The organism is Agrobacterium sp. SOY23 (assembly GCF_027212525.1).
GTDB classification, from domain to species: Bacteria; Pseudomonadota; Alphaproteobacteria; order Rhizobiales; family Rhizobiaceae; genus Agrobacterium; species Agrobacterium tumefaciens_I.
In genome coordinates, this window is record NZ_JAPWDT010000003.1 from 303,419 (window position 1) to 326,989 (window position 23,571).

The window sequence follows — 23,571 nt, forward strand, 5'->3', positions numbered from 1 at the left end:
GACAACGGAAAGTTTCTGGATGAGCAAGGCCATTACAATCATTGTCTGGTTACTTGTATCGCTTTGCGTTCTGGCCATCATCACGATGCCGGTCAGCCTGCAGACGCATCTGGTCGCCACCGCGATCTCGCTTATCCTTCTGGCGACGATCAAAAGCTTCAACGGGCAGGGGCCATGGCGACTGGTGGCGCTCGGTTTCGGCACGGCCGTCGTTCTGCGCTATGTCTACTGGCGCACCACCAGCACATTGCCGCCCGTCAACCAGCTTGAAAACTTCATTCCCGGCTTTCTGCTTTATCTGGCGGAAATGTACAGCGTCGTGATGCTGGGCCTCAGCCTCGTCATCGTCTCGATGCCATTGCCGTCGCGCAAGACAAGGCCCGGTTCTCCAGAATATCGGCCAACGGTCGATGTCTTCGTGCCGAGCTATAATGAAGATGCGGAACTTCTCGCCAATACGCTGGCGGCGGCTAAAAATATGGACTATCCGGCCGATCGGTTCACCGTCTGGCTGCTGGACGATGGCGGCTCCGTGCAGAAGCGCAATGCCAGCAATATCGTCGAGGCGCAGGCGGCGCAACGCCGCCACGAGGAGCTGAAAAAGCTCTGCGAGGACCTCGACGTGCGGTATCTGACGCGCGAGCGCAACGTCCATGCCAAGGCCGGAAATCTCAATAACGGTCTTGCCCACTCGACCGGCGAACTCGTGACGGTGTTTGACGCCGACCATGCGCCTGCCCGTGATTTTCTTCTGGAGACGCTGGGCTATTTCGAGGAGGATCCCCGGCTCTTTCTGGTGCAGACACCACACTTCTTCGTCAATCCCGATCCTATCGAGCGCAACCTGCGCACGTTCGAGACCATGCCGAGCGAAAATGAGATGTTCTACGGCATCATTCAGCGCGGCCTCGACAAATGGAACGGTGCTTTCTTCTGCGGTTCCGCCGCCGTGCTGCGGCGCGAGGCGTTGCAGGAGACGGAAGGCTTCAGCGGTGTCAGCATCACGGAGGATTGCGAAACGGCGCTGGCGCTGCATTCGCGCGGCTGGAACAGCATCTATGTCGACAAGCCGCTGATAGCCGGGTTGCAACCCGCCACCTTTACGAGCTTCATCGGCCAGCGCAGCCGCTGGGCGCAGGGCATGATGCAGATCCTGATCTTCCGTCAGCCCCTGTTCCGGCGTGGTCTCTCGTTTACGCAGCGTCTTTGCTACATGTCGTCGACGCTGTTCTGGTTGTTCCCGTTCCCGCGCACCATCTTCCTGTTCGCACCGCTGTTCTATCTGTTTTTCGACCTGCAGATTTTCGTGGCCTCGGGCGGCGAGTTCCTGGCCTATACGGCGGCCTATATGCTCGTGAACCTGATGATGCAGAACTATCTCTACGGCAGCTTCCGTTGGCCATGGATTTCGGAACTTTACGAATATGTGCAGACGGTTCACCTGCTGCCAGCCGTTGTTTCGGTGATCTTCAATCCGGGCAAGCCGACCTTCAAGGTAACGGCAAAGGATGAATCCATCGCCGAGGCGCGGCTTTCGGAAATCAGCCGGCCGTTCTTCGTCATTTTCGCGCTGCTTGTCGTCGCGATGGCCTTTGCCGCATGGCGCATCTACAGCGAGCCCTACAAGGCGGATGTAACGCTCGTTGTCGGCGGCTGGAACCTGCTCAACCTCATCTTCGCGGGTTGCGCGCTCGGCGTTGTTTCCGAGCGCGGCGACAAGTCGGCGTCGCGGCGCATCACCGTCAAGCGGCGCTGCGAGGTCCAGCTCGAGGGCAGCGATGCCTGGCTGCCGGCTTCCATCGACAATGTCTCGGTGCATGGCCTGCTGATCAATCTCTTCGACGGCGCCACAGGCATTGAAAAAGGTGCGACGGCCATCGTGAAGGTCAAGCCGCATAGTGAAGGCGTGCCGGAAAGCATGCCTGTCAACGTGGTGCGGACGGTAAAGGGCGAGGGCTTCGTCTCGATCGGCTGCACCTTTTCGCCGCAACGTGCCGTCGATCACCGGCTGATCGCCGACCTGATCTTCGCCAATTCCGAACAATGGAGCGAATTCCAGCGCGTGCGCCGGAAAAACCCGGGCCTCATCCGCGGTACGGCGATTTTTCTGGCGATAGCGCTCTTCCAGACCCAGCGCGGCCTTTATTATCTGATCCGGGGCTTTCGGCCCGCTCCCAAGAGCGTCAAACCCGTCGGAGCCGTAAAATGAGCGGCCGCAAATCCATCCGGGATTCTCTGACAGTGCTGATGTGGGGAGCCGTTGCGACCGGGGCTTTCGCGCAGTCCTCACCCTTCGACATGTCGCCCGAAAGGCCGGCGCAGACGACGCCTGCGCCCGTGCCGCCACCCGCCGTTCCACCTGTCGCGCCGCGCCAGCAGCCTCCTGCCCAGATACCGGCCCAACCGTCGGCCCCGCCGCCCTTTGCGGTTCAGCCGCCGCCGCAACGCCCCGCCGTTCCGCCATTGCCGCCTGTTCAGGTTCCTCCGCGTCAGGAAGGTGTAAGACCCGCCTCGACCCCGGCGCTCAATGCCGACAGCCGCCGGCGATATATCCTGCCCTATGAGAAGCTCAGCCTTTCCGGTGAGATAGACCGGCGGCAATGGAGCATCTATCTGACGCCCGAGCAGGTGAATGCCGCCGTCTCGCTGAATATCGGTTATCAGAACGCCATTGTGGTGGCGCCGGAAAACTCGAATTTTCAGGTCAGCCTGAACAATGTCGCGCTGGAGGCGGCCCGCATCGAAGCGCCTGACAGCGAGGGGAACGTTTCCCTCAAGATTCCGCCGGGCGTGTTGCAGGTCGGTGCGAATGTCGTGACGCTCGGCGTGCAGCAGCGCCACCGAACCGATTGCACGATCCAGTCCACCTACGATCTCTGGACCGATGTGAATCCCGCGAACAGCTATATCGGCTTCAACGCGGATGTTGCCGGCAGTTTTGCCAATATAGACGACATTCAGGCGACGGGTGCGGATGGCAAGGCGGCAACGTCGATCGAAATTGTCGCGCCGGCGCTCGGCAACCCGGCCTTTGCGGATTCTCTTCTGCGCCTTTCGCAGGCGCTGGCACTGAGAACCCAGATGCCGAACCAGACGATCCGTTTCGTGACCGCCCCTTCCACTGAGCGCAAGGCGGGAACGCTCTCGGTCATCGTCGGTACCGCCCGCGAGATTGCCGGTATGGCCGGGACATTGCCGCCCGAGGCATCGGCAGGCGCCTTTGCCGGCTTTGGCGCGGCAGCGCCCGGCGGTTTTTCACCGCTGTTCGTCAGCGGCCCCACTCCGCAGGCGGTGCAGGCGGCAATAGAGACGCTGTTTTCCTCGATCTCGCGCACGCCCGGCACCCAGAGAACGACCTTTTCGACCCGCAGCTGGCATGCGCCGGATGTGCCGCTCGTCATGTCGGATCGCCGCATTGCGCTTTCCGAACTCGGTCTCCAAAGCACCGAATTCGGCGGCCGGCGTTTCCGCAATGAATTTTATGTGGGCATGCCCGCCGATTTTTACGCATCGGCCTATGGTGAAGCGTCGCTGCTGCTCGATGCCGCCTATTCGTCGCAGGTCCTGCCTGGCAGCCATGTCGATATTTACGTCAATGACCAGATCGCCTCGACCGTGCCGATTTCCAACAATGGCGGCGGCATTTTCCGGCATTTGCCGATCAAGGTGACAATGCGTCACTTCAAGCCGGGGCCGAACAGGGTGACCATCGAGGCGGTGCTGATGACGGCGCAGGATCAGGCCTGTGCGCCGGGCGCGCCCGCCAACACGACCCCGCGTTTCGCATTGTTCGATACGTCGGAAATTCATATTCCGGACTATGCCCAGATCGGCCGCAAGCCGGATCTCGCCGCTATGGCGGGTGCCGGGCAACCCTACCGAAGCGGCGGCGCGCCCGTTGCATTGTCGCTCGACCGTTTCGACACCGACACCATGTCGGCGGCCGCCACGCTCGTCAGCCGGCTGGCGAGTGTCGCGGGACATCCCATCAATATCGAGACCGTCGCCTCGCCGCTGGTGATCGGCGACCGCGACGCCCTGTTTGTCGGGACGATTTCTCAGTTCCCGCAAGCTTTGATCAGCCAGTTCAATCTTGTTCCCTCCAGCCAGATATCCTGGAAGGCGGGGACCGGCGTCCAGCAGCCCGCGCAAAGCAGCGAAACCCTCTTTAATGACTGGCGGGAACGGGTGGATGGTGGCGTCTGGGAGGGGCAGGTGTCCTCTCTCGAGGAATGGATGAAGCGGAATTTCGACCTGAGTTCGGATACGCTGCGCTTCCTGCCGGCGGCCGAACAGCCCTATGCGCCGCCCGGCAACGTTTCCTTCATGCTGGCGCAGGGGCTCAGCCCCTCCGGCGGTGGGGTCTGGACGCTTGCCACCGCGCCGACTTCGGCGGAACTTCTCGACGGCATGGCGGCGATGACGCGGGAAAACCGCTGGCGTGATGTTACCGGGCGTGTCGTGGCCTACGATGCCGCTGCCGGAAAGGTGGAAACGGTGGAGGTGGAACGGCCGTATTTTTATGGCACGCGGGCATTTTCACTCTCGAACGCGAGGTTGATCGCTGCCAACTGGCTGTCTTCCAATGTTCTGTCCTATTCGCTGGCATTCATCGGCTTCGTATCGCTGCTCGGCTTCGCCACCTTCGTGATGCTGCGCCTGATGGGGCGGCATCGATGAAGAGCGGGATTTCAAAACTTGCCAGTCTTTTCTGCCTGTCGGTCATGATGCTGATTACGGGTATCTCCGTCAGTCGCGCCGCTTCCATTACGCCGGAGGCATGGGCGTCCTATAAAGGTGCGTTCCTCGATCCTGGCGGGCGCATCATCGATACCGGCAACGGCAATATCAGCCATAGCGAAGGGCAGGGTTACGGCATGTGGCTTGCCGTGCTTGCCGACAACCTGTCCGATTTCGAGCTGATCTGGAGTTTCACGCGCACCGAACTGCTGGTGCGCGACGACGGCCTTTCCGCCTGGAAATGGGATCCGCGCACCAGACCGCACGTAACAGACATCAACAACGCCACGGATGGCGATATCCTGATTGCCTATGCGCTGGCGCTGGCCGCTGGGCAATGGAACCGGCAGGATTATGCCGAGGCATCTTCTGTCATCGCATCCGCCATCCTCAGGAAGGCCGTGGCGCAGCGTGGCGGACGCACGCTGCTTTTGCCGGCTTCCAGCGGTTTTGGCGAGGGTGACCGGGATGATGGTCCGGTGGTCAATCCTTCCTATCTGATTTTTGAAGCATTTCCGGTGCTCAATCTTGTCGCGCCATCGCCACTCTGGAAAGCGCTTGCCGATGACGGCGTGGCGCAGATCGGCGCATTCGCCTTCAGCGATAAAAAACTGCCGGCCGACTGGGTGTCGGTGAAGACAAAGCCGCAGCCGGCCTCGGGTTTCCCGCCCGAATTCGGTTATAATGCGGTGCGCATTCCGCTTTATCTTGCAAGGGCACATATGGGCTCGCCGGAGTTGCTCGCCCGGCTGAAAGACGGCATGACGCTGGAAAGTGGTGCTGCCGGCACCTTCGACCTGAAAAGCGGCGCGGTGAAGGATGTGCTCTCCGATCCCGGTTATCGTATCATTCCGGCGCTGGCGGCCTGCGTCGCGGGCGGTCCGGCCATTTCCGCCGAACTTAAAAATTTCCAGCCAACACTTTATTATCCTTCCACATTGCATCTTCTGGCATTGTCGTTTCTGGCAGGAAATAACGGGGAATGCCGATGAACAAGCCACTGTCGACTTCGGCTCTCATTCTGCTTCTGATCGGGCTCGCAGCCTTCCACTGGCGCGACAGCATTCTCGGTCGGGTGTCGGATGTGCATACGTCAGCGGTCGGCGATAACCGGGCGGTGCAGCGCATTTCGCCTGCCGTGGCCAATCCGGCGCAGATCAATGCTTTCCTTAAAGACCGCGAGATGGCGCAGCTAACCCAGCCTGCGACACCGCCGGTAACCGTGCCGGCGAGCGATCCGCTGCCGGTGACGCAGCCCGCCGGGCAAGCGCCGCAAGCACAGATGGCGCAGGCACCGGCCTCCCGAGCGACGCAGCCGGCAGCTGGCGATATGCCGGAAGTCGATCTCAGCGCTTTGCGTTATTTCGCGGCCAAGGGTGATACCCAGCGCCTCCAGGCCGAAATCGCACGTCTTCGCACGCTTTATCCCAACTGGACGCCGCCCGCCGATCCTCTTGCCATTCCCGAAAATGGCGACCCCAAACTCGATGCCATGTGGCAGCTTTATACCGATGGCCGCTATGCTGAGGTGAGAAAGGCGATCGCCGAGCGCCAGCAGGCGGAGCCCGGCTGGCAGCCGCCTGACAATCTCATCGGTATGGTTTCGCTCGCCGAAGCCCGCCAGCGGCTCGTCAATGCTTCCGATCTCAAGCAATATGCGACGGTGGTGGATACGGCCGCCAATAATTCCGGCCTGCTGACCTGCAGCGAGGTCGATGTCCTGTGGCGGGTGGCGGATGCCTTTGCCAATACCGATCGAATGGGACGGGCGCGTGACGCCTATCTTTACATCCTCAACAATTGCACGGCCGCCAGCGACAGGCTCGCGACGATACAGAAGGCTTCCGCGCTTTTGCCGGCGGAGGTGATGGATGAGTTGCTGGCCAGGGAGAAACCCGGAGCGGACGGCCAACCGGAGTTCGAACCGGTCAAGAACGATCTCGCCCGCCAGTTCGTGGCCAAGGCCGGAGAAAAAGCGAAAGAGGGTGAAAAGGAGAGCGTCACCGTTCCTTCCGCCTATCTGATGCGGCTTGAGAGGCTTGCCGAAACCGACAAGCTTGCAAGCGACGCCCTGCTGCTCGGCTGGTACAATATCCGCCAGAAGAACATGACGGAGGCGGAAAAATGGTTCCGCAAGGCGCGCGAGGAAGAAGACAGCGCGTCGGCCTCGCAGGGTCTGGCGCTGGCGCTGATCGACCGTAACGAGCCGCGTGAGGCCGAGGACATCGTGTATAAATGGCGCACGGCCTCCGACGATGCGCTTGCGACCTATCTTGCCGCGACGGCCAATCTTCTGGCGTTGCAGCCGCCTGTCGTTTTGCCGCCGGATGTGCTGCAGCGCATCGCGGCCCAGACGGTGGCGCGCAAGGATGCGGCGACCGCGCAGCAATTCGGCTGGTATTCGCTTGCATTCCGCCAGACGCCGCTCGCCTTGCAATGGTTCAGCACGGCCCTTGGCTGGAAACCCGATGATGAGCCTTCAGCCTACGGCATGGCCGTCAGCTATCACGATCTTCGCAATCTTGCCGGTTTGCGCGGCATCCAGCAGCAATGGGCCAGCCGCTCCCAACGTATCGCGGATGTTGGGACCGCGCGTATGGTTGACCAGTCCGGTCGGACGATTGCCCCCACAATCGCACCGCCCGCTGCCGCACAGATAACGGCGCCCGCGACGACCTCTGCGCCGCAGGGTGAGACGGTGGTGGTCTATGACCAGCCTGTCGTCCAGCAGCCGGAACCTTCACGCAAGCAGGCGCGCCGACCGGTGCAGGTGCAAAGGGAAACCAGCGCCGCCTCGCGCCCGCGTTCCTGCGCGGCCTATCCTGATCCGCAGCGTCTGCCGCCGCAGCAGGCGCTTGATCTCGGCTGGTGCCTGATGGAAACAAACCGGCCGGCAGAGGCGCTGAAAGCCTTCGAATCCGCCATTGAAGGCGGTCAGTCCAATGTCAAAAGCGATGCGGCCTATGGCCAGAGCCTTGCCTATCTGCGCATGGGCTTGACGGACCACGCTGCCGTTTCGGCGACGAAATCGCGCATGGATCGCCCGCGTGCGACCGAGTTGCAGGTCTCGATCCTGGCCGACAGGGCGGTTTCCGCCTTCCAGTCGAAACGTTATGCGGAAACGCTTCTGCTGCTTGACCAGCGGGCGCGGTTGGCTGATGAGCGCGCGGACCTGATGGTGCTGCGTGGTTACTCCTACCTTGCCATGCGCCGTTATGGCGAAGCGGCGCAGATTTTCGAAAGCCTGACGGCCATCGGAAATCAGGATGGCATCAGGGGGCTGGCGGCCGTGCGCGCCGCCCGGCCGAGCAACGGCCCGCAGGGCGGATGAGAGCAGTCGGCACAGCGCTGGCTTGCTGCTTACGCCACGTCCGTCAGGTTGCGGATGATGCGCATGAAGATGCGCGCGCCGATGCCGATCAATGCATCCGGAAAATCATAATCGGGATTGTGCAGGTTGGGGTAATCCCTGCCTGCGCCCAGAAAGAACATGGCTGATGACGAGACGGCGCGGAACCGGCCGAAATCCTCGGATGCCCGCATGGGCAGGCCTTCCGAATTGTGGGAGATTTTCTCCTCGTCAAGCGCCCGTCGGATATGCCCGACTGCTTCAGGTACATTTTCGCAATGCAGGAAAATATCGTCATAGGCGATGGCGAGCGTCAGCTGCTGTTCCTCTGCCACCTTTCTTGCCAGTGTTTCCGCTGCTGCGCAGAGCTTTTCCATCCGGTCGTCGGTCAGCGTTCTGAGCGTCGCCCAGATTTCCGCGTCGGCCGGGGAGATGCCGAATGCGGCTTCGCCCATCACGGCATGGGTGATCGTGACCATCGAAAAATCGGGTTCGGGCGGGAAGCCGGAACCGAGCTCGGCCAGGGCCGGCATCAGCTCGGCCATCGCCCGCATCGGCGAAACGCCGTGTTCCGGTGAGGAAGCATGCGCGGTCTTGCCGGAAAGGCGGATTTTGATGCCGCGTGATGCGCAATTGACCGGCCCTTCCACCACGCTGACATGACCGAGCGGCAGGCCGGGCAGGTTGTGGAGCGAAAAGGAATGGTCCGGTTTTATCTCGTGAAAGCGCGGATCGGCGAGGACGGCGGCGGCGCCCGCGCCGGTTTCTTCCGCCGGCTGGTATAAAAGGATGACGCTGCCGGTCTCGGGCCGCTGCCGGGAAAGGCCAAGCGCGAGTGCCGTCAGAATTGTGGAGTGGCCGTCATGGCCGCAAAGATGCCCCTTGCCGTCGATGCCCGAGCGGTATTCGGCCTCGCTTTTCTCATGAATGGGCAGGGCATCGAGTTCCGAGCGGATGAGGATCGCCGGACCGCCTTTGCCGCTGTCGAAGACCGCCGCCACGCCATGGCCGCCGAGATCGGCAAGAAGCCGGTCGGGCTTTGCCTGTTCGAGGAAGGTGCGGATGCGCTGCGCCGTTTCCTTTTCCTCCCCGGAAATTTCCGGATGGCGGTGCAGATCATGGCGAAGCTCGACAAGATCGAGCATGTCCTTGTTGGTCAGAAACATTGAATATCCTTGCAAGCCGGCCGGGAGGTTTTCCCGGCCGCAACTTACAGGGCATTGCCTTCAATGCAAAACCTTTGGCGGGTGCCAGCGCTTGGCCGTCGTTTTCGGTTTGACGGCGAGCGTGACGACATCGGCCGGCAGCAAAACCTTGGCCTTTGCCAGTTCCAGCCGCGCAAGCGCCGCACGTGCTTTCTCCGCATATTCCAGATGCGCCGCGTCATCCGAATGATAGTGCTGCAGCCTGTCGAGGATTTCCGCGCCTTCCACCGTTCTTTCGGCGGCAATCAGCGCCACGGCGCATTTATAAAGCGCTTCACGATGGAAGGGAGCACGATTGGTTACCTGGCGGAAGGCCTCGGATGCCTCATGATAATGCTGTTGAGCCATTCGCGTTTCGCCGATGCGCAGCCACAGGACAACGGGTTCCTGCCCGGCGGCCAAAAGGGAGAGGAAGGCGATTTCCGCTTCCCGGAACTCACCCCGGTCGAAGGAGAGATTGGCGAGGCCGAATTGCGCGCCAAGATGGTCGGGCGCTGCGGCCAGCACCTGCCCGAAGGCAATATGGGCTGCGGCCTTCTTGCCGGTCTTATAAAGTTTGAGGGCCTGTTCGTAAACGAAGCGGACGCTGCGCGGGTGCAGCCGGCCGCCGAGATTGTCGCCCGAGCGGGTGCGGAACAGCGTGCAGCTCAGCTTCTGCTCCTCTGGGCCGAAGAAATATTTATAGGGTTCGTTGCCGCGCAGGAAATCATAGGTTCTGAAGCCCTGCTCGATCGCCCTGCGGATGCAGTGCCCGTGCAGCACGAGACCGGGGGAAGGTGTCTTCCAGTTCTCGTCGCGGCCGGTGATGTAGAAGAGGACCGATTTCTTCTGTCGGTCGATGATGTTGGCGAGCGCGCCGAGCGGCTGGTCGCCGAACCAGAGCACCGGCACTTCCAGATCACCACGAATATAGACATCCATCAGCATTTGCCGCGTCGCGCCGATCAACAGTTCCGTGCGCTCCTTGCCCTTGTGCGGCGCCCAGCGGATGCGCCAGAAATCGAACAGGATGTCCATGTCCCGCTTGATCGTTTCCTTTGTCGCGAAGGTGATGCGATATTCGTCGCCGCCCTCCACCTTTCTCAGGAAGCGCCGGAGCTTCTGCCGTGTCTGGCTGCTCATATGGCTGTCGAGATAACCGTCGAACGTATCCGGCAGGGCCACTACCGGGCAGATGCAATTGTTGATGTTGTAAGGATTGGTCGGCATGTTGTCGCGGAACATGACGAGCGGACCCTGAAGGGCGCGGATCATCGCGCCGCGCCGTTCCGGCGGGCCGGAAAGATAGTCGAGCTTCAGCTCGGTCCAGTTCTGCTGGCGTATATAGGAGCAGAAACCGGCAACGGCGTGATTTTCATAGTCCGGCAGGGTGATGAAACCGGTGTAATCCGCCGCTGCATTGCCGGCCATGACGATGCTGTCGTGAAAGTGGCCGGTTTTCTTGTCCGGTTCGGTGACGATGCGCAGCGGGAAAAACGCCACATAGGGCGAGCCTTCCGGGCGTTCACGGAGCGCGAGGATGAACCAGCGCCTGCGGCGCGGCATATAATCCCTGAGCCAGCCCCAGGAAAGGAAATGCCGGGCGTGGGGATCGGCCATGAACACCGCGTCCCAGTTTTCACGGATCGCCTCGAAGCCGGCATCCGTGTCGATGATGTCGATGCGCATTCGTCCCCCTCCCAATACTGATCACACATTCGGGAGGTCTCATTTTATGGGCAAATGGCAGGCTTCAAATATTCCCTTCGGGTGAAAGCTTCGCATCAAATAGGATTAGCCCGCCGCACGTTTGCCACGGCCACGCCGCGACAAAAAAGCCCTTGTCCGCCGGTTGTAACTCTCTAACATGCGGGCGGAATGCGCGGCCGGCTCAACGGTTCGCATGGCACGGGAGTTCTCGAATGGCTGTTCCTTTCATGCTTCTGACCGGCGCGAGCCGCGGAATAGGGCATGCCACCGTCAAGCTGTTTCAGGAAAAGGGCTGGAGGATTCTCACCGTGTCCCGGCAACCTTTTTCGGAGGAGTGCCGCTGGCCGTCCGCACGGGAAAGCCATATCCAGGCCGATCTCGAAGATCTGTCGCGGATCGATGATCTGGCAGACGAGGTGCGCTCGCGCCTGCCGGAAGGCAAGCTTGCCGCTCTCGTCAACAATGCCGGTATTTCGCCCAAGGGCGAAGGCGGAAGCCGTCTCGGTGTGATGGATACGACGGCCGATATCTGGATGCGGGTGATGAATGTCAATCTCATCTCGACCGCGCTGCTTGCGCGTGCGCTGCTGCCGGAACTGGAGGCCGCTGGGGGTTCCATCGTCAACGTCACCTCCATCGTCGGGTCGCGCGTTCACCCATTCGCCGGTGTTGCTTATGCCGCTTCCAAGGCGGCGCTTGCGGCGCTGACGCGGGAACTGGCGCATGAATTCGGCCCGCGTGGCGTGCGTGCCAACGCCATTGCGCCGGGTGAGATCAATACCGCCATCCTGTCTCCCGGAACGGCCGAACTGGTGGATGCGCAGGTGCCGCTCGGCCGCCTCGGAACCACCGCCGAGGTGGCGCAGACCATTTATTTCCTGTGCTCGGAACAGTCGAGCTACATCAACGGCGCGGAAATTCACATCAATGGCGGCCAGCACGTCTGACGCCTCAGCCAATCAACCGAAACGGAGCCCTTATCGATGACCATCCTGCCGAATTCCGTCGAGGCACGCGATATCGCCTACCAGATGCACCCGAATGTCAATCTGCGCAAATTCGAGAAGACCGGCGGTCTGGTGATCGAAAGCGGCGACGGCATCTATGTCACTGACAGCAGCGGCAAGCGCTATATCGAGGCGATGGCGGGGCTGTGGTCGGTGGCGCTCGGTTTCGGCGAAAAGCGGCTGGTGGAAGCGGCAACGAAGCAGATGCAGAAGCTGCCTTATTACCACACCTTCTCCTACAAGACCCATGGCCCGTCCGTCGATCTGGCCGAGTTGTTGATCGAGCTTTCGCCGGTACCGATGTCCAAGGTGCATTTCACCTCCTCCGGCTCCGAGGCCAACGACCTCGTTGCGAAGATGGTCTGGTATCGCTCGAACGCGCTGGGCAAGAAGGACAAGAAAAAGATCATCGGCCGCATCAAGGGCTATCATGGCGTGACGATCGCGTCCGCCTCGATCACCGGCCTGCCGCGCAACCATGAAAGCTTCGACCTGCCGCTGGACCGCATGCTGCACACGGCCTGCCCCTCCTATGTGCATTTTGGCAAGGATGGTGAAAGCGAAGCGGAATTCACCGCACGTATCCTGAAGGAGCTCGAAGACCTGATCCTGCGCGAAGGCCCCGAGACCATCGCCGCCTTCTGGGGTGAGCCGGTGATGGGTGCCGGTGGGGTTCTGTTGCCTCCGGAAGGTTATTGGGAGGGCGTGCAGGCGATCCTGAAGAAATACGACATTCTTCTTGTCGTGGATGAGGTGATCTGCGGTTTCGGTCGCACGGGCAGGATGTTCGCTTGCGAGACCTATGACATCAAGCCGGATGTGCTGGTGGTTTCCAAGCAGATTTCGTCGTCCTACATGCCGCTTTCGGCGATCATCATGAACGACAATTTCTACCAGCCGATCGCCGATGAGTCAGACCGTATCGGCTCCTTCGGCCATGGTTACACCGCCTCCGGCCATCCGGTCGCGACCGCGGTAGGCCTCGAAAACCTCAAGATCATTCAGGAGCGCGATCTTGTCGGCAATGTCGCCCGACTGGAGAGCAAATTTCTCGATCATCTGAAGGCGCTGGCCGATCACCCGCTCATCCATTCGTCACGCGGCATCGGCCTCATCGGTGCGCTGGAAGTGAAGCCGTGGGAGGGCATGAAACCGGGTGATACGACGCTGGCGCTTGCAGCGGCCATAGAAAGCGAAGGCGTTATCACCCGGCCGATCGGTGAATCCATCTGCTTCTGCCCGCCGCTCATCATCACGGCCGAGCAGCTGGATGAGCTGTTTGCAGGCGTCAAGCGCGGTCTCGACAAGGCCGCGGCTGCCCGCAGCTAGAGGTTCTATGGAGCACGTCAGCCGGGAACATGTAATAGGGGACGAAACCGCTCCTCCGTCATGCCGGCCTTGAGCCGGGGTGACGGAGTGAGGATGATGCGTTGCACCAAAGGCTCCGGTTCTGATCTATCCCCGGTAGGCCACAAGCACCGCGCCGCAGGCGATCAGCACGACGCCGAGCCAATTGGGCAGTGATAGCCTTTCTCCCAGAAACAGCACCGCAAAGACCGCGACGAAAACGACGCTCAGCTTGTCGATGGGTGCAACGCGGGCGGCATCGCCGAGCTTCAGCGCCCGGAAATAACATATCCACGAGGCACCGGTCGCCAGACCCGAAAGCACGAGAAACACCCATGTCCGCCCCGAAATGCTGGAAGGCTGCTGCCAGTTGCCGGTGACATAAACCATCAGGCCTGCTGCGGCTAAAATGACGATGGTGCGGATGAAGGTGGCGAAATCCGAATTGACGTTTTCGATGCCGATCTTGGCGAAAATGGCTGTCAGCGCTGCGAAAGCTGCAGATAACAGCGCCCAGAATTGCCAGGCGAGAAACAGGTTCTTCATGCGGTTGCTCCGTCCATCGTATTGCGCCCTGTCTGGCTCTATAGCATCGCCAGGCCGATAAAACCGTTTTCGTTCAGGGGCGGAACGATGAAAGGCCGGTGCATCCACAGGATACACCGGCCTTCATGCGAGGCCCGCCCGGACGGACCGGGACAGGCAGGACCTTGGGAGGTCGTATTATTCGGCGGGTTGAACCGAAGCCGGCAGGGAATCCACATCGGCGATGCCGGTGAACTCTTCCTGGCCGCTCAGCACGCGGGCGAGCTGGTCCTGATCCAGTTCGCCTTCCCAGCGGGCGACGACGATGGTGGCGACAGCATTGCCGACGAAGTTGGTGAGCGCGCGGCATTCCGACATGAAGCGGTCGATGCCGAGGATGAGCGCCATGCCGGCGACCGGAACCGAAGGTACAACTGAGAGAGTGGCCGCAAGCGTGATGAAGCCGGCGCCGGTGATGCCGGCAGCACCCTTGGAGGAGAGCATGGCCACGAGCAGCAGCAGGATCTGCTCACCGAAGGAGAGGTGGATACCGGTTGCCTGGGCGATGAAGAGGGCCGCCAGCGTCATGTAGATGTTGGTGCCGTCAAGGTTGAAGGAATAACCGGTGGGGATGACGAGGCCGACGACGGAGCGCTTGCAGCCGGCCTTTTCCATCTTGCTCATCAGGCCGGGCAGGGCGGCTTCGGAAGACGAGGTGCCGAGAACCAGCAGCAGTTCTTCCTTGATGTAACGGATCAGCGCCACGATGGAGAAGCCGTTATAACGGCAGACGGCGCCGAGAACCACGAACACGAACAGGAAGGACGTGATGTAGAAGGTGCCGATCAGCATCGCGAGGTTGGTGACGGACGAGATGCCGTATTTGCCGATGGTAAACGCCATGGCACCAAAAGCACCGATGGGGGCGGCCTTCATCAGGATCGCGACCAGCTTGAAGATCGGATACATCAGGGCATGCATGAAATCGGTGACGGGCTTGCCCTTTTCGCCGACGACGCCGAGCGCGATGCCGAAAAGTACGGAGAAGAACAGCACCTGCAGAATGTCGCCGCTGGCGAAAGCACCGACGATGGTGGTCGGGATGATGTTCATCAGGAAGCCGGTGATGGTCTGCTCATGGGCCTTGTCGGCGTAGGTCGCGACGGCCTTGGCATCCAGCGTGGACGGATCGATGTTCATGCCGGCGCCCGGCTGCACGGTGTTGGCGACGATGAGGCCGACGATCAGTGCAAGGGTGGAGAAGACCAGGAAGTAGATCATGGCCTTGCCGGCCACGCGGCCGACCTTCTTCATGTCATTCATGCCGGCGATGCCGGTTGCGACGGTGAGGAAGATGACGGGAGCGATGATCATTTTGACGAGGCGGATGAAGCCGTCGCCGAGCGGCTTCAGCTGTTCGCCGAAGGCCGGATAGAAATGGCCGAGCGCGATACCGGCGATGATGGCCACCAGAACCTGAAAATACAGGTGCTTGTAAAATGGCTGCTTGGCGTGGCCTGCGGCCACGGCTGTCGTATCGATCATGTTTTTTCCTCCTCGGCCTCACCCTGCCTTGATTGGCCTCCCGGGATCGCCGTGTCGTTGACGGCTTCGCGCCGATTGCGGAGTCATGTGCAATACGCATGCCAGACTTGCTTATTTGCCGTAACCGGCTGATTTCAAAAGTAGTTTTTATTGAAGCTTTGCTGGCTCACGGCCATTTGTGTGGAATTCCGGACAAAATCTCTTGCGATCCGTGCGTAAATCCGCACAATTATCCCATGACCTATCAGGATCGGACACCTCATTCCCAGGCGAAACGGCGGGCGCAATGGCTGGCGCTGGCCGGCCTGTGGCTGCTGGTCAGCCTGGGCGTGCTGCTGGTGGCTGACGAGTTCGCCCGTCTTCAGGCGATGCGCACCGCTGCCTCCGAGGCTTCCACGGATGCCGAACTGAAGATCGCGCTCCTGAATGTTGCGCTGGAGCGGCCGCGCGCCATTCCGCTGGTCCTGTCCGGCGATCCCGATCTCGCGGCTGCGCTTGACGGCGGCGGTCCGCCGGCCCTCGACCGGCTGAACCGCAAGCTGGAAGGCCTGATCGAAGGCACGCAGTCCTCGGTGATCTATGTCACCGGGCCGACCGGCCTGACCATCGCCTCCAGCAACTGGCGACAGGACGACAGCTTCGTCGGCTCCAACTATGCCTTCCGCGAATATTTCCAGGCGGCGATGAAGACGGGCATGTCCGAACATTATGCGCTCGGCAATGTCAGCCGCCGGCCGGGTCTTTACATCTCCCGCCGCATCGATGCCAGCGACGGGCGGCCGCTGGGCGTCGTCATCGCCAAGGTGGAATTCAACCGTCTGGAAACGGACTGGAACATCGGCGGCAAACCGGTCTATGTGGTCGACGGGAATGGCGTCGTGCTGATGACGAGCGTGCCGGAATGGCGTTTCAAGACCGTTGCGCCAATCGACGAGGCACAGCGGAAGATCATTGCCGAAAGCCTGCAATTCGGCAATGAGACGCTCGCAACCCTGCCGTTCCGCGCTGCTCGTTCGTCGGGTGATGGCGTTCCACTCATCCATGTCGATGGACCGGGGCGCGAGCGCGGCGATTATCTGCAGCTGGAAATGCCGGTGCCGACGACGTCATGGACCTTGCATTATCTGCAGCCCGTCGCACCGGCGCTGAATGCCACAATCCGTGAGGGCAGGGTGGTGGCGCTGGCGACGTTGATGCCGCTGATGGCGCTTTCCGCACTCTGGCTGTGGCGCAGGCACAAGGCGCTCCGGGAGAAGGAAGAGGAACAGCGCGCCCGTGCGGAACTGGAAATGAAGGTGCAGGAGCGAACCCGCGACCTGACGAAAACGCGCGATCATCTGCAGGCCGAAATCGCCCTGCATGAAAAGACCACCGGTGAGTTGCGCAATGTGCAGCACGAGCTGGTGCAGGCCAACCGCCTGTCCATTCTGGGGCAGGTGGCGGCGGGTGTGGCGCATGAAATCAACCAGCCTGTCGCCACCATCCGCGCTTTCGCCGACAATGCCCGCACTTTGCTGAAACGCGATCGTCTGGCCGAAGCCACCGAGAATCTGCAAGACATTGCCGCCCTCACCGAACGTATCGGCACCATTACCACCGACCTGAAGATACTCGCGCGCAAGGGCCGCACCGCCGCCGAACCTGTAAGCGCCAGGTTGGTCATAGAAGGCGCGGTCATGCTGTTGCGCAGCCGTTTTTCCGGGCAGATGGATGCGCTGGATATCGCCTTGCCGGATCAGGATCTGAAGGTGCTCGGCAGCCGTATCCGGCTCGAACAAATCCTCATCAACCTTCTGCAAAACGCGCTGGAAGCCACGGAAACAATTGAGACGGCGCGTGTCGAGGTGCGTGTACGAGAGGAGGGCGACATGGTCGTGATTTCGGTCAGCGACAATGGCAGCGGCATTCCGGAGGCTATCCGCGCCCAGCTTTTTTCACCCTTCAATACATCAAAGGAAAGCGGCCTCGGCCTTGGTCTCGTCATCTCCAACGATATCGCGTCCGATTATGGCGGACGCATCGAGGTGGCGAGCAGTGCGGCGGGAACGGCTTTTTCCGTATATCTGAAGCGAGCATGACATGACGACGGATGGAACCATATTCCTGGTGGATGACGACTCGCAGCTGCGCAAGGCGATGGTGCAGACGCTGGAACTCGATGGGTTGCCGGTCACTTCTTTTTCAAGGGCCGAACAGGCGCTTGCGGCTTTGAGTGAGGATTTCGACGGCGTCGTCATCACCGATGTGCGCATGCCCGGCATGACCGGGCTCGAATTTTTCGACCATGTGCGCAAGATCGATGCCGATCTGCCGGTCATCCTCATCACCGGCCATGGCGATGTGCCAATGGCCGTCGATGCGCTTCACAACGGCGCTTATGATTTCATCGCAAAACCTTTTCCCGCCGAACGCATGGTGGAAAGTGCGCGCCGGGCACTGGAAAAGCGCCGTCTCGTGCTGGAAAACCGCGCTCTTCGCCGGGCTGCCGGGCAGGCGGAAGACGATCTGCCGCTGATCGGCCAGACGCCGGCCATGGAGCGCCTGCGCACCACGCTGCGCCATATTGCCGATACGGATGTGGATGTGCTGGTGGCGGGCGAAACCGGCAGCGGCAAGGAAGTAGTGGCGACGGCGCTGCATCACTGGAGCAAGAAGCGCGCGAAGGGTAATTTCGTGGCGCTGAATTGCGGCGCTTTGCCGGAAACGGTGATCGAAAGCGAGCTTTTTGGCCATGAGCCGGGGGCTTTTACCGGCGCGCAGAAAAAGCGCGTCGGCCGCATCGAACATTCCAGCGGCGGCACGCTGTTTCTGGATGAGATCGAGAGCATGCCGCTTGCGGTGCAGGTGAAGATGCTGCGCGTGCTGGAAATGCGTGAAGTTTCACCGCTCGGGTCGAACGAGGAGCGGCCAGTCGATATCCGCGTGGTGGCGGCGGCCAAGGTCGATCTTGGCGATCCGGCCGAGCGCGGCAGCTTCCGCGAGGATCTCTATTACCGGCTGAACGTGGTGACCCTGTCCATTCCGCCGCTGCGTGAACGCAAGGCGGATATTCCGCTGCTGTTCTCGCACTTCGTCACTAAGGCGGCCAACCGTTTCAACATGCCGGTGCCGCAGATCAGCGCCGGCATTTCCCGCCGGCTTCAGGACCATGACTGGCCGGGCAATGTGCGCGAACTCGGCCATTTCGCCGAAAGGGTGGTGCTGGGGCTGGAGGCGGAACCTGCGGCTGCGCCCGCTTTGCAATCTGCGCTGCCTGCTTCCGGCACCCTGCCGGAGCGCATGGACGAGATCGAAGCGCGTATCATTCGCGAAACATTGGAACAATCGAACGGGGACGTGGCCGCGACCATCGCGTCGCTCGGTATCGCCCGCAAGACTTTTTACGACAAGCTGCAACGCCACGGCATCAACCGGGCGGATTATGTGAAGAACGGCACGGCGTGAGGCGGCCGTGACGTATTGGAGGCCTTCGGCTTGATCCGAAAACCTCTCCTGCGCCATGCCCGGGCCTCTCCCGAGCATCTGTTCCCTACCTATTTACGATAGGTGACCAAATCCTCGGCACGAGGCCGAGGATGATGGAGAGCGCAAGGCAACAAGCCTTAAGCTGCGGTTTTACCCGATCAGCCGGCTACGCAGAAATGACGCTGGCCGTCATAATCCGTAAAGGTGCCGGTGCGGGAGTTGAAGCTCCGGTAACGCTGCGAGCAATAGTCGTACCAGGCATTGGTCCAGGGTTCGATGGTGCGATAGGCACGGCGCTGGTTATAGACCGGGCGGCTGTCATAGACCGGCTGGGCGCGATAGACGGGCGCGGGGCGATAAACCGGCTGCGGCGCTGCGCGGTAATAACGGTAGTCCGGCTCATCATCGACATAACCCGGCTCATAGGCCTGGTAGCGGCGCGGTGCCGGATCGACATAGACGCGTTCTTCATACACCGGTGCCGGGCGGGAAAGGGCCGAGCCAACGGCCACGCCGGCGGCAAGGCCGAGCACACCGCCCACAATGGCGGCATCGCGACGGTCGTGACGGTCCCAGTCGCCAGCGGATGCGCTGTTGAAAGGAACGATGGCGGCGGCGGCGACGGCGATGGCCATAACGGTTTTGGCTGCAAAGGACGACATGTTGTGTTCTTCCATACAGGTGGCAGGGCGCTGCCAGTTGCAAATTCGATGGTTAAGGAAATACAGCCCGCCTGCTGAACGGGCGCTGAATGAATTGTGGCAGAGCGGTGCAGGCCCGCAATTCCTGTTTGCGTGGACCGCGCTTCGCGCTAGAACAAAGAACAAACAGGACACGCCCATGAGCCTTGCCCACATAACCGTCAGCCCCGATTCCTCCCATGAAGACCGCGCCCAGGCCATTCGCGACACGCTGCGCGACGCCATTGTCGACCGGCGGCTGGCACCGGGAACGAAATTATCCGAATCGGAAGTGGGAACCCTGTTCGATGTCAGCCGCACGGTGGTGCGCGCCGCCCTTCAGATGTTGGCCTATGAAGGGCTGGTGAAGGCAGAACGCAACCGGGGTGCTTTCGTTTCCAATCCGACGCCGGACGAGGCACGGCAGGTTTTCGCTTCGCGCCGGCTGATCGAACCGGGGGTCGTGGATGCTGCCATTGAAAAAATCACACCTGCGGCGGCGGCGCGGCTGAGGGAACATCTGGTGCAGGAAAGCCGCCATCAACACGAGCGCGGCCCGAACGCCAGGCGCGCGGAAATCAAGGCATCGGGCGATTTTCACCTGATGCTGGCTTCGCTTGCCGGTAATGCCATTCTCGAAAAATTCATGGACGAGCTGGTCGCCCGCTCGTCGCTGGTCATCGCGCTCTACGGACGCTCGGGCGTTTCAAGCTGCGGCCACAACGATCATGCCGATCTGCTGGATGCGCTGGAGGCGAAGGACGGCGCAAAAGCCCGTGCGCTGATGTTGCGGCATCTCGACCATATCGAAGCCGATCTCGATCTTCGCATGAAGGAAGGGCTGGCGCTGAAGGATGCGCTGGCGCTTTGATCGCCGCCCATCCCGCCTTTCCGGCGGGAGTGGGCGTTTCTATTCGCTTCAGGCCGCGTAACGGCTGATGGCCAGATCGTGCGTGTCGATCTCCGGTTTTTCGCCACTAATCAGATCGGCGAGTACACGGGCCGAGCCGCAGGACATGGTCCAGCCGAGCGTGCCGTGGCCGGTGTTGAGATAAAGATTGCTGTAGCGCGTGGCGCCGATCACCGGCGTGCCATCCGGCGTCATCGGGCGCAGGCCGCACCAGAATTTCGCCTGGCTTTGATCGCCCGCACCGCCGAACAGGTCTTCCACTGAATGGGCCAGCGTTTCCTGGCGCGCGGCCGGCAAATCCTTGCTGAAACCCGCAATTTCCGCCATGCCGCCCGCGCGAATGCGCGAGCCGAGCCGGGTGATTGCCACCTTGAATGTTTCGTCCATGACCGTGGAGACGGGCGCGCGCTCCTCCTTCACGACCGGAACCGTGATGGAATACCCTTTCACCGGATAGACCGGCAGGGTCAGCCCAAGCTGCCGCACGAATTGCGGCGAATAGCTGCCAAGCGCCGCCACGAAGATATCCGCCTCCATCAGTCCGCGCGTGGTTTCCACGGCCTTGATGCGGCCGCCTTCAACGATCGGGCGCATGATGCCGGTATCGTAAAGGAAGGTAACACCGGCCTCTTCCGCCATGCGGGCAAGTTCGGTGGTGAACATGAAGCAGTCGCCGGTCTCGTCGCCGGGCAGTCGCAGGCCACCGACGATCTTCTCCTTGGCGGGCGCAAGGCCCGGCTCGATGGCGGCGCAACCGTCGCGGTCGAGAATCTCGAAAGGCACGCCGCCCGCCGTCAGCACGTCCACATCCTTGCCGATGGCGTCGAACTGCTTCTGGGTGCGAAACACCTCGAGTGTGCCCTGCATGCGCTGGTCATATTCGATGCCGGTCTCTTCGCGCAGCGCCATCAGGCAATCGCGGCTATATTCGGCAACACGCACCATGCGGCTCTTGTTGATGGCATAACGTGCCGAGGTGCAGTTGCGCAGCATCTGGCTCATCCAGCGCCATGCCGCAGGGTCCGCCGTCGGGCGGATAATGAGGGGCGCGTGTTTCATGAACAGCCATTTCATCGCCTTGACCGGGATGCCGGGTGCCGCCCATGGAGAGGAGTAACCGGGGGATACCTCGCCCGCATTGGCGAAGCTGGTTTCGAGGGCTGCGGCCGGCTGGCGGTCGATCACCGTCACCTTGTGCCCGGCTTTGGCCAGATACCAGGCGGATGTCACGCCGACGACGCCGGCTCCGAGGATAGTGACGTTCATGATCGTCTCACTTGTGATTGGCTGATGTTGAAGCAATGGCCGGGGTTTCGCCCGGCTGAATGTAACTACGGCGATAACGGCGACCGAGGCCGGTCAGGATTTCATAGGCGATCGTGCCCGCATCCTCGGCAATGTCTTCCAGCGTCTGGTCTGGCCCGATCATCTGCACGAGGCTGCCCTGGGTCAATGTTCCCTCGGGCAGGGCGGATATGTCGAGAATGATGCTGTCCATCGAAACGCGCCCGGCAATCGGCAGGCGCACGCCGTTATACCACGCCGCGCCGCGATTGCTGAGCGCGCGCGGCAGGCCATCGGCGTAACCGGCGGCGATGGTTGCAAGACGCGTCGGGCTGGTCGCTTCGAAAGAGCCGCCGTAACCGACCAGAGAGCAGGCAGGGACGGTGCGGGTCTGGATGACGGCGAGATCGAGACGGACGACCGGTTTCATCGGGTTGGGGCGGGCAGTGGAAGGGGCGCCGCCATAAAGCGCGATGCCCGGGCGCAGCAGAGCATTGTGATAGTCATTGCCGAGAAAAATACCGCCCGAATTGGAAAAACACACCGGCGCATCCGGGAAGGCCCCGGCTGCTTTATGCATTACCGAAAGCTGTGCGGCATTGGCGGCATGATCCGGCTCATCGGCGCAGGCGAGGTGGCTCATCACGAAGGCGATGTCGATACCATCGAGCAGTCGCGGCTGCGCGGCAAGGACTTCAAGCTCTTCGGGTGACAGCCCAAGGCGGCACATGCCGGTATCGATCTGCACGGCAGCGGTGAGGCTCTTGCCAAGCTTTCCGGCATGGGCCGACCATTGCGCGATCTGCTCCAGCGAATTCAGGACCGGGGTGACCGCCATGGCGGCGCAGGAGGTCTCATTGCCGGGCTGAAGCCCGTTGAGAACGAAAATCCGCGCATCTGCCGAAAGCCGCAGCCTGAGAGACAATGCCTCATCGATATGGGCGACGAAGAAATTGCGGCAACCCGCCTCGAACAAGGTCTGCGAGACGATATCCGTGCCGAGTCCATAGGCATCGGCTTTCACGACCGCCGCCGTCTGCGAGGCTGGCGCCATCGCCGTCAGGGTCAGATAATTGTCGCGCAATGCGCCGAGATCGATGGTCAGATGGCCGCTTGCACCACCGGCTGCCTGCTGGCGGCTGATCTGCATGTCCATGGTCGTTCACCCTCATTTTTATCCTCTGAGGGTATTGCAACGATTATCGAATTTCTTGGCGATTGTTCGAAGAAAATGCGATAGAATTAGAAATCACGCAATTTTCGTTGATCAATTGGAATCTTCTATGTCGTCACTGGATGCGACCGACCGCCACATCATCCGCCTGCTTCGGCTCAATGCCCGCATCAGCAATGCAAAACTGGCAGTGGAAGTCGGACTTTCGCCCTCCGCCTGCCTTCGCCGGGTCGACATCCTCGAGCGGGAGGGGATTATCCGCGGTTATACCGCGCTGACCAGCGGCCTTGCCGGCGGCGAGGTAATTTCGGTCATCGTGCAGATCACGCTCGACCGGCAGACGGAGGATTTTCTCAACCGCTTCGAAAATGCGGTGCGGCGCTATCCGGAAATCCGCGAATGTTATCTGATGACCGGCGGTTCGGACTATTTCCTGCGCTGCGAGGCGGAGAGTGCGGGGGATTTCGAGCGGATTCACAAGGAGATATTGTCGAAACTGCCGGGGGTTTCGCGCATTCATTCGAGTTTTGCGATCCGGAATGTGCTGGCGACGCCGAAGGCGCGATAGCCTCGAGTGTGGGGTTTACCCCCTCTGTCCTGCCGGACATCTCCCCCTCAAGGGGGGAGATTGACAAGCGGCTTGCTGATCAT

General features: G+C 61.3%; 17 protein-coding genes. 10 read left to right on the top strand and 7 right to left on the bottom strand.

Annotated elements, in window-relative coordinates; genetic code table 11:
• Nucleotides 1-19 precede the first annotated feature (19 nt).
• From bcsA to O3S81_RS10305, 4 genes are read left to right on the top strand one after another with little or no spacing between them, the layout of a single operon-like run.
• Complete coding sequence (gene bcsA / locus O3S81_RS10290; RefSeq protein ID WP_269342880.1) at nucleotides 20-2,209, top strand: UDP-forming cellulose synthase catalytic subunit; 2,190 nt, start codon at nucleotides 20-22, stop codon at nucleotides 2,207-2,209.
• Nucleotides 2,206-4,680 (top strand): cellulose biosynthesis cyclic di-GMP-binding regulatory protein BcsB, encoded by a 2,475-nt coding sequence (locus O3S81_RS10295; protein WP_269342881.1) that lies wholly within the window; start codon nucleotides 2,206-2,208, stop codon nucleotides 4,678-4,680. The genes bcsA and O3S81_RS10295 overlap by 4 nt, the downstream gene beginning before the upstream one ends.
• The gene (locus O3S81_RS10300; RefSeq protein WP_269342882.1) at nucleotides 4,677-5,732 is read left to right on the top strand and encodes a glycosyl hydrolase family 8; all 1,056 of its coding nucleotides are present in this window, start codon (nucleotides 4,677-4,679) and stop codon (nucleotides 5,730-5,732) included. The genes O3S81_RS10295 and O3S81_RS10300 overlap by 4 nt, the downstream gene beginning before the upstream one ends.
• Complete coding sequence (locus O3S81_RS10305) at nucleotides 5,723-8,071, top strand: cellulose synthase (protein WP_269342883.1); 2,349 nt, start codon at nucleotides 5,723-5,725, stop codon at nucleotides 8,069-8,071. The genes O3S81_RS10300 and O3S81_RS10305 overlap by 10 nt, the downstream gene beginning before the upstream one ends.
• A gap of 29 nt (nucleotides 8,072-8,100) precedes the next feature.
• On the opposite strand, the gene O3S81_RS10310 is transcribed toward O3S81_RS10305, so the two are convergent.
• Nucleotides 8,101-9,255: an amidohydrolase gene (locus tag O3S81_RS10310; RefSeq protein ID WP_269342885.1), complete on the bottom strand. Its 1,155-nt coding sequence runs from the start codon at nucleotides 9,253-9,255 to the stop codon at nucleotides 8,101-8,103.
• Between the two features lie 60 nt (nucleotides 9,256-9,315).
• Entirely contained in the window at nucleotides 9,316-10,962 is a 1,647-nt protein-coding gene (locus O3S81_RS10315) for a GNAT family N-acetyltransferase (RefSeq protein ID WP_269342888.1), read from the bottom strand.
• Between the two features lie 233 nt (nucleotides 10,963-11,195).
• On the opposite strand from O3S81_RS10315, the gene O3S81_RS10320 reads away from it, so the two are divergent.
• Both O3S81_RS10320 and O3S81_RS10325 read left to right on the top strand, forming a co-directional pair.
• Nucleotides 11,196-11,930 (top strand): SDR family NAD(P)-dependent oxidoreductase, encoded by a 735-nt coding sequence (locus O3S81_RS10320; RefSeq protein ID WP_269342889.1) that lies wholly within the window; start codon nucleotides 11,196-11,198, stop codon nucleotides 11,928-11,930.
• A 36-nt stretch (nucleotides 11,931-11,966) separates the two neighbouring features.
• Nucleotides 11,967-13,319: an aspartate aminotransferase family protein gene (locus O3S81_RS10325; protein ID WP_269342891.1), complete on the top strand. Its 1,353-nt coding sequence runs from the start codon at nucleotides 11,967-11,969 to the stop codon at nucleotides 13,317-13,319.
• Nucleotides 13,320-13,445: 126 nt separating this feature from the next.
• Here the strand turns inward: O3S81_RS10325 and O3S81_RS10330 are convergent, their stop codons facing one another.
• Nucleotides 13,446-13,883 (bottom strand): EamA family transporter, encoded by a 438-nt coding sequence (locus O3S81_RS10330; protein ID WP_269342892.1) that lies wholly within the window; start codon nucleotides 13,881-13,883, stop codon nucleotides 13,446-13,448.
• A gap of 177 nt (nucleotides 13,884-14,060) precedes the next feature.
• Nucleotides 14,061-15,407, bottom strand: coding sequence for a dicarboxylate/amino acid:cation symporter (locus O3S81_RS10335; RefSeq protein WP_269342894.1), 1,347 nt, complete (start codon nucleotides 15,405-15,407; stop codon nucleotides 14,061-14,063).
• A 236-nt stretch (nucleotides 15,408-15,643) separates the two neighbouring features.
• On the opposite strand from O3S81_RS10335, the gene O3S81_RS10340 reads away from it, so the two are divergent.
• Both O3S81_RS10340 and O3S81_RS10345 read left to right on the top strand, forming a co-directional pair.
• The gene (locus tag O3S81_RS10340) at nucleotides 15,644-17,485 is read left to right on the top strand and encodes a sensor histidine kinase (protein WP_269342895.1); all 1,842 of its coding nucleotides are present in this window, start codon (nucleotides 15,644-15,646) and stop codon (nucleotides 17,483-17,485) included.
• Between the two features lies 1 nt (nucleotide 17,486).
• Nucleotides 17,487-18,851: a sigma-54-dependent transcriptional regulator gene (locus O3S81_RS10345; RefSeq protein ID WP_269342897.1), complete on the top strand. Its 1,365-nt coding sequence runs from the start codon at nucleotides 17,487-17,489 to the stop codon at nucleotides 18,849-18,851.
• Between the two features lie 179 nt (nucleotides 18,852-19,030).
• Here the strand turns inward: O3S81_RS10345 and O3S81_RS10350 are convergent, their stop codons facing one another.
• On the bottom strand, nucleotides 19,031-19,534 hold the full coding sequence (locus O3S81_RS10350) for a BA14K family protein (protein WP_269342899.1): 504 nt from the start codon (nucleotides 19,532-19,534) through the stop codon (nucleotides 19,031-19,033).
• 178 nt (nucleotides 19,535-19,712) lie between these two features.
• On the opposite strand from O3S81_RS10350, the gene O3S81_RS10355 reads away from it, so the two are divergent.
• The gene (locus O3S81_RS10355; RefSeq protein WP_269342901.1) at nucleotides 19,713-20,423 is read left to right on the top strand and encodes a GntR family transcriptional regulator; all 711 of its coding nucleotides are present in this window, start codon (nucleotides 19,713-19,715) and stop codon (nucleotides 20,421-20,423) included.
• Between the two features lie 48 nt (nucleotides 20,424-20,471).
• On the opposite strand, the gene O3S81_RS10360 is transcribed toward O3S81_RS10355, so the two are convergent.
• Both O3S81_RS10360 and alr read right to left on the bottom strand, forming a co-directional pair.
• Nucleotides 20,472-21,728 (bottom strand): D-amino acid dehydrogenase, encoded by a 1,257-nt coding sequence (locus O3S81_RS10360; protein ID WP_269342903.1) that lies wholly within the window; start codon nucleotides 21,726-21,728, stop codon nucleotides 20,472-20,474.
• Between the two features lie 7 nt (nucleotides 21,729-21,735).
• The gene (gene alr, locus O3S81_RS10365) at nucleotides 21,736-22,902 is read right to left on the bottom strand and encodes an alanine racemase (protein WP_269342904.1); all 1,167 of its coding nucleotides are present in this window, start codon (nucleotides 22,900-22,902) and stop codon (nucleotides 21,736-21,738) included.
• A 127-nt stretch (nucleotides 22,903-23,029) separates the two neighbouring features.
• Here alr and O3S81_RS10370 point away from each other — a divergent pair, with 127 nt between their 5' ends.
• Entirely contained in the window at nucleotides 23,030-23,488 is a 459-nt protein-coding gene (locus O3S81_RS10370) for an Lrp/AsnC family transcriptional regulator (RefSeq protein ID WP_269342905.1), read from the top strand.
• Nucleotides 23,489-23,571 lie beyond the last annotated feature (83 nt).